Origin of the sequence: Streptomyces sp. NPDC058576 (genome assembly GCF_042718715.1) — a bacterium.
Lineage (GTDB): Bacteria > Actinomycetota > Actinomycetes > Streptomycetales > Streptomycetaceae > Streptomyces.
The window spans coordinates 43129-55913 of sequence record NZ_JBHXPF010000035.1; the positions used below are offsets into that span (position 1 = coordinate 43129).

Annotated in this window: 11 protein-coding genes; 5 read left to right on the forward strand and 6 right to left on the reverse strand. The window is 70.8% G+C overall.

Features of this window, described 5'->3' with window-relative positions; translation table 11 throughout:
- Window positions 1-36: 36 nt before the first annotated feature.
- The 5 genes from ACFWRV_RS23320 to galU form a co-directional block, all read right to left on the reverse strand.
- Window positions 37-666: a GNAT family N-acetyltransferase gene (locus tag ACFWRV_RS23320; RefSeq protein WP_384337531.1), complete on the reverse strand. Its 630-nt coding sequence runs from the start codon at window positions 664-666 to the stop codon at window positions 37-39.
- A 17-nt stretch (window positions 667-683) separates the two neighbouring features.
- Entirely contained in the window at window positions 684-1157 is a 474-nt protein-coding gene (locus tag ACFWRV_RS23325) for a molybdenum cofactor biosynthesis protein B (RefSeq protein ID WP_384337597.1), read from the reverse strand.
- 134 nt (window positions 1158-1291) lie between these two features.
- On the reverse strand, window positions 1292-1792 hold the full coding sequence (moaC, locus tag ACFWRV_RS23330; RefSeq protein WP_384337533.1) for a cyclic pyranopterin monophosphate synthase MoaC: 501 nt from the start codon (window positions 1790-1792) through the stop codon (window positions 1292-1294).
- A gap of 102 nt (window positions 1793-1894) precedes the next feature.
- The gene (gene glp, locus ACFWRV_RS23335; RefSeq protein WP_384337535.1) at window positions 1895-3205 is read right to left on the reverse strand and encodes a gephyrin-like molybdotransferase Glp; all 1311 of its coding nucleotides are present in this window, start codon (window positions 3203-3205) and stop codon (window positions 1895-1897) included.
- A gap of 4 nt (window positions 3206-3209) precedes the next feature.
- Window positions 3210-4112 carry a UTP--glucose-1-phosphate uridylyltransferase GalU gene (gene galU / locus ACFWRV_RS23340; RefSeq protein WP_205084607.1) on the reverse strand — a complete coding sequence of 301 codons (903 nt, stop codon included), beginning with the start codon at window positions 4110-4112 and terminating at the stop codon, window positions 3210-3212.
- Between the two features lie 93 nt (window positions 4113-4205).
- On the opposite strand from galU, the gene ACFWRV_RS23345 reads away from it, so the two are divergent.
- Window positions 4206-4817, forward strand: a complete 612-nt coding sequence (locus tag ACFWRV_RS23345; protein ID WP_384337538.1) for a 5-formyltetrahydrofolate cyclo-ligase — start codon at window positions 4206-4208, stop codon at window positions 4815-4817.
- 21 nt (window positions 4818-4838) lie between these two features.
- Here the strand turns inward: ACFWRV_RS23345 and ACFWRV_RS23350 are convergent, their stop codons facing one another.
- On the reverse strand, window positions 4839-7583 hold the full coding sequence (locus ACFWRV_RS23350) for a penicillin acylase family protein (protein ID WP_384337540.1): 2745 nt from the start codon (window positions 7581-7583) through the stop codon (window positions 4839-4841).
- 244 nt (window positions 7584-7827) lie between these two features.
- On the opposite strand from ACFWRV_RS23350, the gene ACFWRV_RS23355 reads away from it, so the two are divergent.
- The 4 genes from ACFWRV_RS23355 (at window position 7828) to ACFWRV_RS23370 (ending at window position 12438) form a co-directional block, all read left to right on the forward strand.
- Window positions 7828-9432 carry a potassium/proton antiporter gene (locus tag ACFWRV_RS23355; RefSeq protein ID WP_384337599.1) on the forward strand — a complete coding sequence of 535 codons (1605 nt, stop codon included), beginning with the start codon at window positions 7828-7830 and terminating at the stop codon, window positions 9430-9432.
- Between the two features lie 334 nt (window positions 9433-9766).
- A complete protein-coding gene (locus ACFWRV_RS23360; RefSeq protein ID WP_384337542.1) occupies window positions 9767-11047 on the forward strand; it encodes an MFS transporter in 1281 nt (426 codons plus the stop codon).
- A 66-nt stretch (window positions 11048-11113) separates the two neighbouring features.
- Complete coding sequence (locus ACFWRV_RS23365; protein ID WP_384337544.1) at window positions 11114-11464, forward strand: FmdB family zinc ribbon protein; 351 nt, start codon at window positions 11114-11116, stop codon at window positions 11462-11464.
- 89 nt (window positions 11465-11553) lie between these two features.
- Window positions 11554-12438, forward strand: a complete 885-nt coding sequence (locus ACFWRV_RS23370) for an S-methyl-5'-thioadenosine phosphorylase (protein ID WP_384337546.1) — start codon at window positions 11554-11556, stop codon at window positions 12436-12438.
- Window positions 12439-12785: the final 347 nt, after the last annotated feature.

Sequence of the window (12785 nt, forward strand, 5' to 3'; positions counted from 1 at the left end):
CCCCATTGCGGTCACCCGGCGATCAAATTCGAACACTTATTTTATTTCGTCGGACGGTCCGGGGCCTCTCGGCGCCACCGGGCGCGACCGGCGCCAGCGCCGGAGCATCCCCTCGGGCACTTCCTCGGCGGTGAGGGCGAAGATCAGGTGGTCGCGCCAGGCGCCGTCGATGTGGAGATAGCGCGGGCGCACGCCCTCCGAACGGAAGCCGAGCTTCTCCACCACCCTGCGGCTGGGCGCGTTCTCCGGGCGAATGCACACCTCGATGCGGTGCAGGCCCACCGAACGGAAGCAGTGGTCCACGGCGAGCGCCACGGCCGTCGGCATGACCCCGCGCCCGGCGACGCCCCGGTCGACCCAGTAGCCGATATGACCGGAGCACATCGAGCCCCAGGTGATCCCCGCGACCGTGAGCTGGCCGACGAGGCGGCCCTCGTACTCGATGGCGAACGGCAGCATCCGCCCCGCGTTCGCCTCGGCGCGCAGGTGGCGGACCATCTGCCGGTACGTCGGGCGCTGCGCCATCGGGCCGCCGGGGGCGGGCGGCGGGACGGTGGCCTCCCAGGGGCGCAGCCAGTCGCGGTTGCGCCGGTTGACCTCGCGCCACATCCGCTGGTCACGCATCTTTATCGGACGCAGGACGATCTCGCCGTCGGTCAGCGTCACCGGCCAGGTCGCGATGTTCAGCTCGGGCTCCCCGGTCGGGGGTGATCTCCGCCGCGCAGCTGGTCGACGGCGTGCACCAGGAGCCGGCCGAGGACCGCGAGCCCGTCCTTCACCCCGCCGGTGGAGCCGGGGAGGTTGACGATCAGGGTGCGGGAGGCGACGCCCGCGAGGCCCCGGGAGAGGGCGGCGGTCGGGACCTTGGCGAGGCCCTCCGCGCGGATCGCCTCCGGGATGCCGGGGATCTCGTGGTCGAGGACCCTGCGGGTGGCCTCGGGGGTGGCGTCGGTGGGCGAGATGCCCGTACCGCCGGTGGTGACGATCACGTCGTACCCGGCGGCGACGCCCGCGCGCAGGGCCGCCTCGACCGGATCCCCGTCGGGGACGACCTGCGGGCCTTCGACCGCGAAGCCGAGGCCGGTCAGCGCCTCGGCGATCAGCGGGCCGCCCTTGTCCGCGTACACCCCGGCGGAGGCCCGGTTGGAGGCGGTCACGACGAGGGCGCGGTACGGGACGCGCGGCGCGGCTCCGGTGGGGTCGGCGGCCTGCGGGTGCCGATCGTGGCCGGCGGGCGCGAGGGGCTGGGCGTGCTGTTCGTGGCCTGCGGCTCCGCTGGGCCCGGGCGGCGTCACGAGTGGGTTCCCTCCGGCGCGGTGCGCCGGTAGTCGCCGGACTTGCCGCCCGACTTCGCCTCGACCCGTACGTCGGTGATCACCGCGCTCTTGTCGACCGCCTTGATCATGTCGACGACGGTCAGGGCCGCCACCGACACCGCCGTCAGGGCCTCCATCTCGACGCCCGTGCGGTCCGTCGTCTTCACGGTGGCCGTGATCTCCACCGCGTCGTCGGCCACGCTCAGGTCGACCTTCACACCGGAGACGGCCAGCGGGTGGCAGAGCGGGATCAGGTCCGGGGTGCGCTTGGCTCCCATGATCCCGGCGATCCGGGCGGTGGCGAGGGCGTCGCCCTTGGGGACTCCCTCGCCACGCAGCAGCTCGATCACGCGCGGCGAGACGAGCACCCGGCCGGCCGCGCGGGCGACGCGGGTGGTGACGTCCTTCTCCGACACGTCGACCATGCGGGCCGCGCCCGCCTCGTCGATGTGCGTCAGCCTGTTCTGCGTACTCAACTCACTCCGCCTAGCGCTAGGGGCGCCGGTTACGCCTCGGGGAACCGGAGGGGGTCCCCCGGAAGGCACGGCGGCAGATACCGTACCGCCACCGGGCTGCGGTCAGCGGAGCAGGATCACGTCCGTCTCCGTGCCGGGCTCCAGCGAGGTGACGTCCTCGGGCACCACGATCAGCACGTCCGCCTGCGCGAGCGCGGCGATCAGATGCGAACCGGAGCCGCCGACCGGGGTGACCGTGCCCGCCTCCGCGTCGTGGCGTCCGCGCAGGAACTGACGGCGGCCCTCCGGCGAGCTGAGCGCCTTGTCGGCGCTCAGCACCGCGCGGGCCGTGGGGCGGTGCACGTCGGGGAGGCCCATCAGGGCACGGATGGCCGGGCGGACGAACAGCTCGAAGGAGACGTAGGAAGACACCGGGTTGCCCGGGAGGGCCAGCAACGGGGTGTGGTCCGGGCCGATCGATCCGAAGCCCTGCGGTTTGCCCGGCTGCATCGCGAGCTTGCGGAACTCGACCCCGCTGCCCGGCTCGTCCTCGTCCCCGACGGAGGACAGCGCCTCCTTGACGACGTCGTACGCGCCGACGCTGACGCCGCCCGTGGTGACGACGATGTCCGCGCGGATCAGCTGGTCCTCGATCGTGGCGCGCAGCGTCTCGGCGTCGTCGGCCACCGCGCCGACCCGGTAGGCGATGGCTCCGGCGTCCCGGGCGGCGGCCGTCAGCGCGAAGCTGTTGGAGTCGTAGATCTGGCCGCCCGTCAGCGTCTCGCCGGGCTGGACCAGTTCGCTGCCGGTGGACAGGACGACCACGCGGGGGCGGGGCCGCACGACCACGGTGGAGCAGCCGATCGCCGCGAGCAGCCCGATCTGCGGCGGGCCGACGACCGACCCGGCGGCCAGGGCCAGCTCGCCCGGCTTGACGTCGCTGCCGCGCTCGCGCACATGGGCGCCGGCCACGACGGGCCGGTGCACCTTGACCTCGCCGGTGGCGCCCTCCGGCGCGTCGGCGTGGGCGCGCATCCCCTCGGCCGGGCCCTCGCCCGTGCCGCCGTCGGTCCACTCGACCGGGACCACGGCCTCCGCACCGGCGGGCAGCGGGGCCCCCGTCATGATGCGGGCGGCCTGTCCCGGCCCCACGACCTGGTCGTCGGCGAGCCCCGCGCTGCCCGCGGCGACGTCGCCGATGACGGTGAGGACCGCGGGGAACTCCTCGCTCGCGCCCTCGACATCGGCGATCCGGACCGCGTAACCGTCCATGGAGCTGTTGTCGAAGGGCGGCAGGGCCACTTCCACGACGACGTCCTTGACGAGGACGCAGCCCTGGGCGTCGGGCAGCTGCAACTCGATGGGCTCCAGCGGCCTCACCGCGGCGAGGATGTCGTCCAGGTGCTCGTCGACCGACCAGATCGTGCTGCTCACGGGGTTACATCTCCTCAGCGACGTACTTGCGCAGCCAGGTCCGGAAGTCCGGCCCCAGGTCTTCACGTTCGCACGCCAGTCTGACAATGGCGCGCAGATAGTCGCTGCGGTCGCCGGTGTCATAGCGGCGGCCCTTGAAGACGACGCCGTGCACGGGGCCGCCGATCTTCTCGTCCGCGGCCAGCAGCTGGAGCGCGTCGGTGAGCTGGATCTCGCCGCCGCGGCCCGGCTCGGTGTGTCGCAGTATGTCGAAGACCGCGGGGTCCAGGACGTACCGGCCGATGATGGCGAGGTTGCTGGGGGCGTCGGCCGGGTCCGGCTTCTCGACCAGGTCGGTGACGCGGACGACGTCGCCGTCGACGGTGGCGTCCGCGGCGGCGCAGCCGTACAGGTGGATCTGCGCGGGGTCGACCTCCATCAGCGCGATGACGCTGCCGCCCTCACGCTCCTGGACCTCGACCATCCGGGCCAGCAGCGCGTCGCGCGGGTCGATCAGGTCGTCGCCGAGCAGCACCGCGAAGGGCTGGTCGCCCACGTGCGGGGCCGCGCACAGCACGGCGTGCCCGAGGCCGCGGGGGTCGCCCTGGCGTACGTAGTGCATGGTGGCCAGGTCGCTGGACTCCTGGACCTTGGCGAGGCGTTCGGCGTCACCCTTGCGGGTGAGCGCGGACTCCAGCTCGTAGTTGCGGTCGAAGTGGTCCTCAAGGGGACGCTTGTTGCGGCCGGTGATCATCAGTACGTCGGACAGGCCCGCTGCCACGGCTTCTTCGACGACATACTGGATGGCCGGCTTGTCGACGACAGGCAGCATCTCTTTAGGAGTGGCCTTCGTGGCGGGCAGGAACCGGGTGCCGAGACCTGCTGCCGGGATGACGGCCTTGCTGATCCTGGAGGGCGACTGAGTCATGAGCAGACCTTAACGGGTGCACAAGGCCGGAAGCTGATATTCCGGTTAACTTCGTCCTTAAATATGCCCATACGAGAATCGTGCGAGTGACCATTGAACACCGACAAGTCCGGAAAGGCGTCCGCGAAGAGCGCGCTGCGGCGCGAACTGCTCGCCGCGCGGGCCCTCCTGACGAAGGAGGACGCTGTCCGGGCCGCCGCGGTTCTCGCCGAGGCGGCGCTGCGCCTGCCCGGACTGGCCGACGCCCGTACGGTCGCCGCGTACGTCTCCGTGGGACGCGAACCGGGCACCCGCGCCCTCCTGGAAGCGCTGCGCGGGCGCGGCGTGCGGGTGCTGCTGCCGGTCCTCCTCGCCGACAACGACCTGGACTGGGCCGCCTACGCGGGCCCGGCGCACCTCTTGCCGGCCGGGCGGGGGCTCCTTGAGCCGGACGGACCGCGGCTGGGCCCCGACGCCGTCCTCACCGCCGACGCGATGCTGCTGCCCGGCCTGGCGGTGGACGGGGCCGGGATGCGGCTGGGACGGGGCGGCGGCAGCTACGACCGGGTACTGGCCCGGCTGACGGCCGCCGGTGCGCACCCGTCGCTCGTCGTGCTCCTGTACGAGAACGAGGTGGTCGCGCGGGTCCCGTCGGAACCGCACGACCACCCCGTGGACGCGGTGGTCACCCCGGCCGGAGCGCGGCGCTTCGCAGCGCCTTCGTAGCTCTCCTCGTAGCTCTACGCTCTACGGTTTCAGCGTCAGCGTGTCGACGGTGGACTCCTCGACCGCGTCGGCCCCGAAGGACCAGTCGAGCAGTTCGCCGTCGACCCACTTGTCGGTCTGATCCGTGTAGTGCGCGCTGAACGCGTGCCCGGAGGCGCCGGTGAGGTTGATCCAGCGGGACTTGTCCCAGTCCCCCACGTTGACGACCATGCGCATCGACGGCACCCACACGACCTCGTAGCCGCTCGCCGCGTTCCAGCCGGTGGCGTTGACAGCGGCCTCGCCGCCGCCGAGGTTCCAGGGACCGCGGTTGAGCGCCCGCTGGAGCAGGCCGGGGCCCTCGGTGCCGAGGGTCTGGTTCTTCAGCGTCAGGCGGTGCAGCCGGCCCCAGCTCCAGGTGTCGATGTTCTTGCCGAGCTTGGAGGTCAGCTCCCAGCGGGCGTCCTCCATCGCCCGGGCGAACAGGTCGTCCCGGCTCTCCAGAGCGTCCTCGCGGCCCCGGGCGGGCGCCTTCCACCACGCGTTGTCCTGGTCGCCCACGATGTTTCGGACCACCTGGAACCAGCGGTCGCCGCCGTCCGGCTGCGCGGTGTCGCCGTCGCGCTGGCCGCACTCGCGGACGAGCTTCTTCTGCTGGTCGGCCGGGCCGCTGTTCTTGGCCGGCGGCACATTGAGGCAGTCGCCCTTGACCCGCATCTCCTTGGGCAGCTTGTTGCCGAAGGCGAGCTTCAGAATGTTGCGCCAGACGCCGTTGAAGTACGCGGCGGCGGCCGAGTCGGGCTCCTGGGTGTAGTCCCAGCCCTCAAGCAGCTTCTGGGCCTCGCGGACGCTCGGGTCGGAGACGTTGATCTTCTTCAGTTCGGGCACCAGCAGCGCGGCGATCTCGCTGAAGTTGTCCATCTGCATCTTCTGCATGTCATCGGTCGAGACCTTCTCGCCGCCCTTGATCTTCTGGGTCAGGAGGTCGTTGATCCGCTGACTGCGGGCGCCGTAGCCCCAGTCCTTGGTCAGGAGGTGCGGGTACTTCTCCTCGTCGATGACGGCCTGGTTGGCGGTGACGATGAAGCCGCGGTCCGGGTTGTACTCGTAGGGCAGCTCGTCGAAGGGGATGTACCCCTTCCACGCGTACTTCGGGTCCCAGCCCGGCGCCGGCGCCGTGCCGTCGAAGCCCTCGGAGCGGACCGGGATCTTGCCGGGGGCCTGGTAGCCGATGTTGCCCTCGGTGTCGGCGTAGATGAGGTTCTGCGAGGGGACCTCGAAGTTCTCGGCGGCCGCCCGGAAGGTGGTGAAGTCCTTGGCCCGGTTGAGCGCGAAAACGGCGTCCATGGACTTCCCGGGCTGCAGCGCGGTCCACTTCAGCGCCACCGCGTAGCCGTCGGCACGGTCGGGGGCGGCGTTGCTGACGGGCGCCTTCTGGCCGACCTTGTCCAGTTCCTTGCTGCGGTCGGAGACCAGGGGCCCGTTGTTCGTCTCGCGGACGGTGATCGTCCGGTCCCGGCCGCCGGCGACCTTGATGGTCTCCTCGCGGGTCTTGAAAGGCTTGGTGCTGCCGTCGTACAGATAGCCGTCGTCGGAGACCTTCTCCAGGAACAGGTCGGTGACGTCGGCGCCCAGGTTGGTCAGACCCCAGGAGATGTCCTGGTTGTGACCGATGATCACACCGGGCATCCCGGAGAAGGTGTAGCCGGCCGTGTCGTACTGGCAGGTCGCGGAGAGTTCCCGGCAGTGCAGGCCCATCTGGTACCAGAGGGAGGGCAGCATCGGCGCGAGGTGCGGGTCGTTCGCGAGCAGCGCCTTGCCGGACGTCGTGTGCCTGCCGTCGACGACCCAGGAGTTCGAGCCGATGCCGTTGCCGTTCGGGCCGAGCAGCGCCGGGATCTCGTCGAGGGTGTCGGAGAGGGCGGAGAGCTGGGTGTTGAGGCCGTCGGTGGCCCCCCCGGGAGTCGTGGAGCCGACGTTGTCCGACGGGGTGGCCGCGGGGTCGAACTTCCCGGTCACCGGGGAGACCGCCCCCTGCTCGACGATCGGCTTGTTCTGCTTGTACGGGTAACCGGGGTACAGGTCCTTGATCTGGTCCTGGTCGAGGCGGCTGGTCAGCAGCGAACGGTCGATCTCGTCCTGCATGTTGCCGCGCAGGTCCCAGGCCATCGCCTTGAGCCAGGCCACCGAGTCCACCGGGGTCCACTCGCCGGGCTTGTAGTCGTTGGTCAGCCCCAGCGCCGCGTACTCGACCGAGATGTCCCGGCCTTCCTTGCCCTTCAGATACGCGTTGACGCCCGCCGCGTACGACTGGAGGTTCTTCTTGGTGCCCTCGTCCAGGACCTCGTCGTACTCCTTCTGCGCCACCTGCCGCCAGCCGAGCGTCCGCAGGAAGGAATCGGTCTCGACCTGTCCGGAACCGAACATCTCGGAGAGCCGGCCGGACGTCATGTGCCGCCGGACGTCCATCTCCCAGAAGCGGTCCTGCGCCTGGACGAAGCCCTGGGCGCGGAAGAGGTCGGCGTCGGAGTCCGCGTAGATCTGCGGAATTCCGTAGGAGTCGCGTTTGACCTCGACGTCACCGGAAAGGCCGTCGAGCTTCATCGACCCGGTGGTCTGCGGGTACGAGGCCCGCACGGTGGATACGGACCAGTACGCCCCGTATCCGACACCCGCGACGAGCGCCAGCACCAGGACGAGCACGAGCAGGCGGGCGCGTCGCCCCTTCTTCCTGCCGGGCTTCTTCGCGTCGGAAGGGCCGGAAGAGGCGGTTGTGTTGGCGGGCATCGCTGTCCTTCGAGGGGCAGGGTGGTCCTGGGAGTGCAGGAGCAACCATAGGCGCAGCGGAGAAGCCACTCGGACGCGGTATAGGGATGCATCCATTTGCGTCTTCCTCGTACGAACACTCGAAGCCGTCAAGGAATCGTTAACGATTAGGTAAGGTAACGAAGTACCTGGCTGCCGGAGGACGATCCGGCAGGCGCACGCAGGGAAGGAACGGACCCTGACTGTCCACGCGCTCAACGAACTCCTGCTCGTCTGCTCGCTCGTCCTGCTCGTCGCCGTCGCGGCGGTACGGATCTCCTCGCGCAGCGGACTCCCCAGCCTGCTCCTGTATCTCGGCATCGGAATCGCCCTGGGACAGGACGGCATCTTCGACGTCAAGTTCGACAACGCCGAACTGACGCAGGTGATCGGTTACGCCGCTCTGGTCGTCATCCTGGCCGAGGGCGGACTCGGGGCGAAGTGGAAAGAGGTCAGACCCGTCCTGCCCGCCGCCGCGGTGGTCTCCACCATCGGCGTCGCCATCAGCGTGGGCATCACCGCCTCGGCCGCGCACTATCTCGTCGGCCTGGACTGGCGCCAGGCGCTCATCATCGGCGCGGTCGTCTCCTCGACCGACGCCGCGGCCGTCTTCTCCGTGCTGCGCCGCGTGCCGCTGCCGCCCCGGATCACCGGAGTCCTGGAGGCCGAGTCCGGCTTCAACGACGCTCCCGTCGTCATCCTGGTCGTCGCGTTCTCCGCGGTCGGCCCGGTCGAGCACTGGTATCTCCTGGTCGCGGAGATCGCCCTGGAGCTGGCCATCGGCGCCGCCATCGGTATCGCGGTGGGCTGGCTGGGGTCCCTGGGACTGCGGCACGTGGCCCTGCCCGCCTCCGGCCTCTACCCGATCGCCGTGATGGCCATCGCCGTCTCGGCGTACGCGGCGGGCGCCATGGCCCACGGCAGCGGGTTCCTCGCCGTCTACCTGGCCGCGATGATCCTCGGCAACTCCAAGCTGCCCCACTGGCCCGCCACGCGCGGTTTCGCCGACGGGCTCGGCTGGCTGGCCCAGATCGGCATGTTCGTGCTGCTCGGTCTGCTGGTCACCCCGCACGACCTGGTCGACGACTTCTGGCCCGCCATCGTCGTGGGCCTGGTGCTGACCATGGTGGCGCGGCCCCTGTCGGTCTTCCTGAGTCTCGCGCCGTTCCGGATGCCGGCGCGCGAGAAGGTCCTCATGTCCTGGGCCGGGCTGCGCGGGGCCGTGCCCATCATCCTGGCGACCATTCCGATGGTGTCCGGGGTGGAGGGCAGTACGAGAATCTTCAACATCGTCTTCGTCCTGGTCATCGTCTACACCCTGATCCAGGGCCCGACACTGCCCTGGGTCGCGAACAAGCTGAACATCGCCGACGACCCGGCAGAGGCCGACGACCTGGGCATCGAGTCGGCCCCGCTGGAACGGCTGCGCGGCCATCTCCTGTCGGTCGCCATCCCCACGAAGTCGAAGATGCACGGCGTCGAGGTAGGCGAGCTGCGGCTCCCGGCCGGCGCCGCGGTCACGCTGGTGGTCCGGGAGAACCAGAGCTTCGTCCCGTCCCCGGCGACGGTGCTGCGGCGCGGGGACGAGCTGCTGGTGGTGGCCACCGACCCCGTGCGCGACCGGACGGAGGAACGGCTGCGGGCGGTCGCCGAGGGCGGCAAGCTGGCCGGCTGGCTGGGCACGGGCGGATCCCCCGCTTCCCTGACGCCCGGCGCTGCGGGGCCCCACGGCGGGTCCGCCATCCCCCAGGCGATGAAGCTGGCCAAGAAACTCGGCGGAGCCGGGGCCAACGGGAGCGGAAGCGGAAGTGGCGCAAAAGCACGTTCCTGAGCCCACATGAGGCGACAACACAGGCGGTCAGCGGCAAACGCGTCGCAGATCACAGGCTGATACGGAAGCCTCGTGCGCAATCACAGGCGCACGGGGCGCCCTGCCTGTAGCATGAAGGCAAACCTGATCGACCAACTCTGTCTGATGCAGAGCTGGCGCGACCGTATGGCGGTCGTGGTGTCTCTTCGCCCGGCGTTTCTTCGCCGATTGCAGCGAGTCGCCCGGCATCTACCGCAGTTCCGCGCGAAGAGGACAGCTCTCGGCCGCTTCCGTCCGGCCCGCCCCACAAGGGCGCCGGGAAGCAGGGCCACCAGGCGGCAGAAAGGCAAGGACCGTGGCGACCACGGTCTCCGACCGCCCCGGATACGGGCAACTCCTGCGCACGCCCGGTGTGTGGACCTTCCTCCTCCCCGGCTTCGCCGCACGGCAGCCCTTCGCGATGCTCACCATCGGCATCGTCCTCCTCGTGCAGCACACGACCGGCTCGTACGGCAGCGCGGGCGCCGTCGCGGCGGTCTCCGGCGTCTCCATGGCGCTGTTCGCCCCGCAGAGCGGCAAACTCGCCGACCGCTTCGGCCAGCGCGCCGTCCTGCTGCCCGGAGTCCTCCTCCATGCCGTCTCCGTGAGCGCCCTGACCGTACTGGCGCTGACGGATGCCCCCCTGTGGGCGCTGTTCGTCGCCGCCGTGCCGACCGGTGCCTCGATCCCGCAGATCGGCCCCATGGTGCGGGCCCGCTGGGCGGCGATGCTGGGGGCGACCCCCGACCGGCCCGCCTCCCCGCTGATGTCCACAGCGGCCGCGTTCGAGTCGGTGACGGACGAGTTCACGTTCGTCCTCGGCCCGGTGATCGCCACCGCGCTGTGCACCGGCGTACACCCGGCAGCCGGACTGATCACGGAAGCCGCCCTGACCCTGGTCGGCGGCCTCCTCTTCGCGGCGCAGCGCGCCACCCAGCCCGCCCCGCGCAACGCGGCCACCGAAGCCGAACCGCACGCCTCGGCGCTCTCCATTCCTGGCGTGCGCGTCCTGGCCGTCACCTTCCTGGGCATCGGCGCGGTCTTCGGCGGGATGCAGGTCTCGCTGACCGCGTTCTCCGAGGAGATCGGCCACCCCGGCGTGAACGGCGTCCTCTACGGGATCTTCGCGGCGGGCAACATGCTCGCCGGCATCGCCTGCGGCGCCATCGCCTGGAAGAGCAGCCCGCGCCGTCGGCTGATCGTCGGGTACGTGGCGCTGACCCTGACCGCGTCCGGCCTGTGGGCCGTGCACTCGGTGCCCCTGCTGGCCGGACTCGGCCTGCTGGTCGGCCTCTGCATCGCCCCGGCGCTGATCAGCGGCTACACCCTGGTCGAGGCGCTGGTGCCCGCCACCGCCCGTACCGAGGCCTTCACCTGGCTGACGGGCGCGGTGGCGCTCGGACAGGCGGCGGCCGTGACCGTGGCGGGGCAGCTCGCCGACGCCCACGGCGCCAGCACCGGATTCCTGGTCCCCCTGGCCGGAACCGCACTGGCCCTGATGACCCTGCTGGCCCTGCGCTCCCGGCTGACTCCGAGGTCCCCGGGACGCACCGTGGCACGTGGGATCGGTCACCGCGAGCCGGTCACGGTGGACTGATTCAACGGAATACGTCAGTATGGAACGTCGTTAGCACTCACTGAGTGAGAGTGCCAGGAGGAGCAAGTGCCGACCTATCAGTACCAGTGCACCGAATGCGGCGAGGGCCTCGAGGCGGTGCAGAAGTTCACCGATGATGCCCTGACCGTGTGCCCGAGCTGCGACGGACGCCTCAAGAAGGTGTTCTCCGCGGTCGGCATCGTCTTCAAGGGTTCCGGTTTCTACCGGAACGACAGCCGCGGCTCCTCGTCGAGCAGCACGCCGGCGCCGGCGGCATCGAAGTCGTCCGACTCCGCGTCGTCCTCGTCGTCGGGTTCGGACACGAAGGCGGGCGCATCGTCGTCGTCGTCTTCGTCCGCCTCCTCCTCGTCGTCGGCCTCCGCGCCGGCCTCGTCGAGCGGTACGTCGGCCGCCTGAGCCCGCGTACGCCCCACCTGCTTTTCACCGGACCCCGCCGAGACCACTCGGCGGGGTCCGGGCGTTGCCCCTGCGGATACGGTGACCGCATGGTGAACGCACATACGGAAACGAACTCCGGTACGGGTACGGCGGGGACCGAGGGTTCCGCGGAGATCGGTGTCATCGGCGGCTCGGGCTTCTACTCCTTCCTGGAGGACGTCACCGAGGTCTCCGTGGACACCCCTTACGGAAAGCCGAGCGACTCGGTCTTCCTCGGCGAGCTCGGCGGCCGACGGGTGGCCTTCCTGCCCCGCCACGGACGCGGCCACCACCTGCCGCCGCACCGCATCAACTACCGGGCCAACCTGTGGGCGCTGCGCTCCGTCGGGGTCCGGCAGGTGCTCGGGCCGTGCGCGGTGGGCGGGCTGCGGCCGGAGTTCGGACCCGGCACCCTGCTCGTCCCCGACCAGCTGGTGGACCGCACCAAGGCCCGCGTGCAGACCTATTACGACGGTGAGACCCGGGCCGACGGGACCGTGCCGAACGTCGTCCACCTGGGCTTCGCCGACCCCTATTGCCCCGAGGGGCGCAGGGCGGCGCTCGCAGCGGCCCGGGGACGGGACTGGGAGCCGGTGGACGGCGGCACCCTGGTGGTGGTCGAGGGGCCCCGCTTCTCGACCCGTGCGGAATCGCGCTGGCACGCGGCGATGGGCTGGTCCGTCGTGGGCATGACGGGGCACCCCGAGGCGGTACTCGCCCGTGAACTGGGGCTCTGCTACACGACGATGACCCTGGTGACCGACCTGGACGCGGGGGCCGAGGCGGGTGAGGGCGTCTCGCACGAGGAGGTGCTCCAGGTGTTCGCGGCCAATGTGGACCGGCTGCGCTCGGTGCTGTTCGACGCGGTGGCCGGGCTGCCGAAGAGCGAGAGCCGCAACTGCACGTGCGCCCATGCGCTGGACGGGATCGACACGGGGATCGCGCTGCCCTAGCGGGGACGAGTGCCGCTTGGGCAGGGGGTCTCACCGGATCGGGGGACGGAGTTGTCCACAACGCCGGGACTGTCCACAGGCCTCGGCGGGATCTGCTCGGAGAGTGGAAAGTGAGGGGAGTTCGGCCGGGTCGAACCGGTCCGGACTCCCCTTTCTCCTGCGCTGCTTGCTCGCGCTCCTCCCTCGCACTCGTCCGCCCGATCCCAGGTGGTGCCATGTCCCCGTCTCTGCCCACTCCCCCGTCCCCGCCCCCGGCCAGGTCACCGTCCACGTCCGCATTCCCGTCCGCTCCCCCTTTCCCGGCACCGGTGCCCGCGCCCTGCGGAGTGGGGCCGTTCGGGCCCCTG

What these genes read in the sequence shown, in the direction of transcription:
- galU (WP_205084607.1), bottom strand. Translation starts at nt 4,112, where the DNA reads ATGACTCAGTCGCCCTCCAGGATCAGCAAGGCCGTCATCCCGGCAGCA.
- ACFWRV_RS23350 (WP_384337540.1), bottom strand. Translation starts at nt 7,583, where the DNA reads ATGCCCGCCAACACAACCGCCTCTTCCGGCCCTTCCGACGCGAAGAAG.
- ACFWRV_RS23370 (WP_384337546.1), top strand. Translation starts at nt 11,554, where the DNA reads ATGGTGAACGCACATACGGAAACGAACTCCGGTACGGGTACGGCGGGG.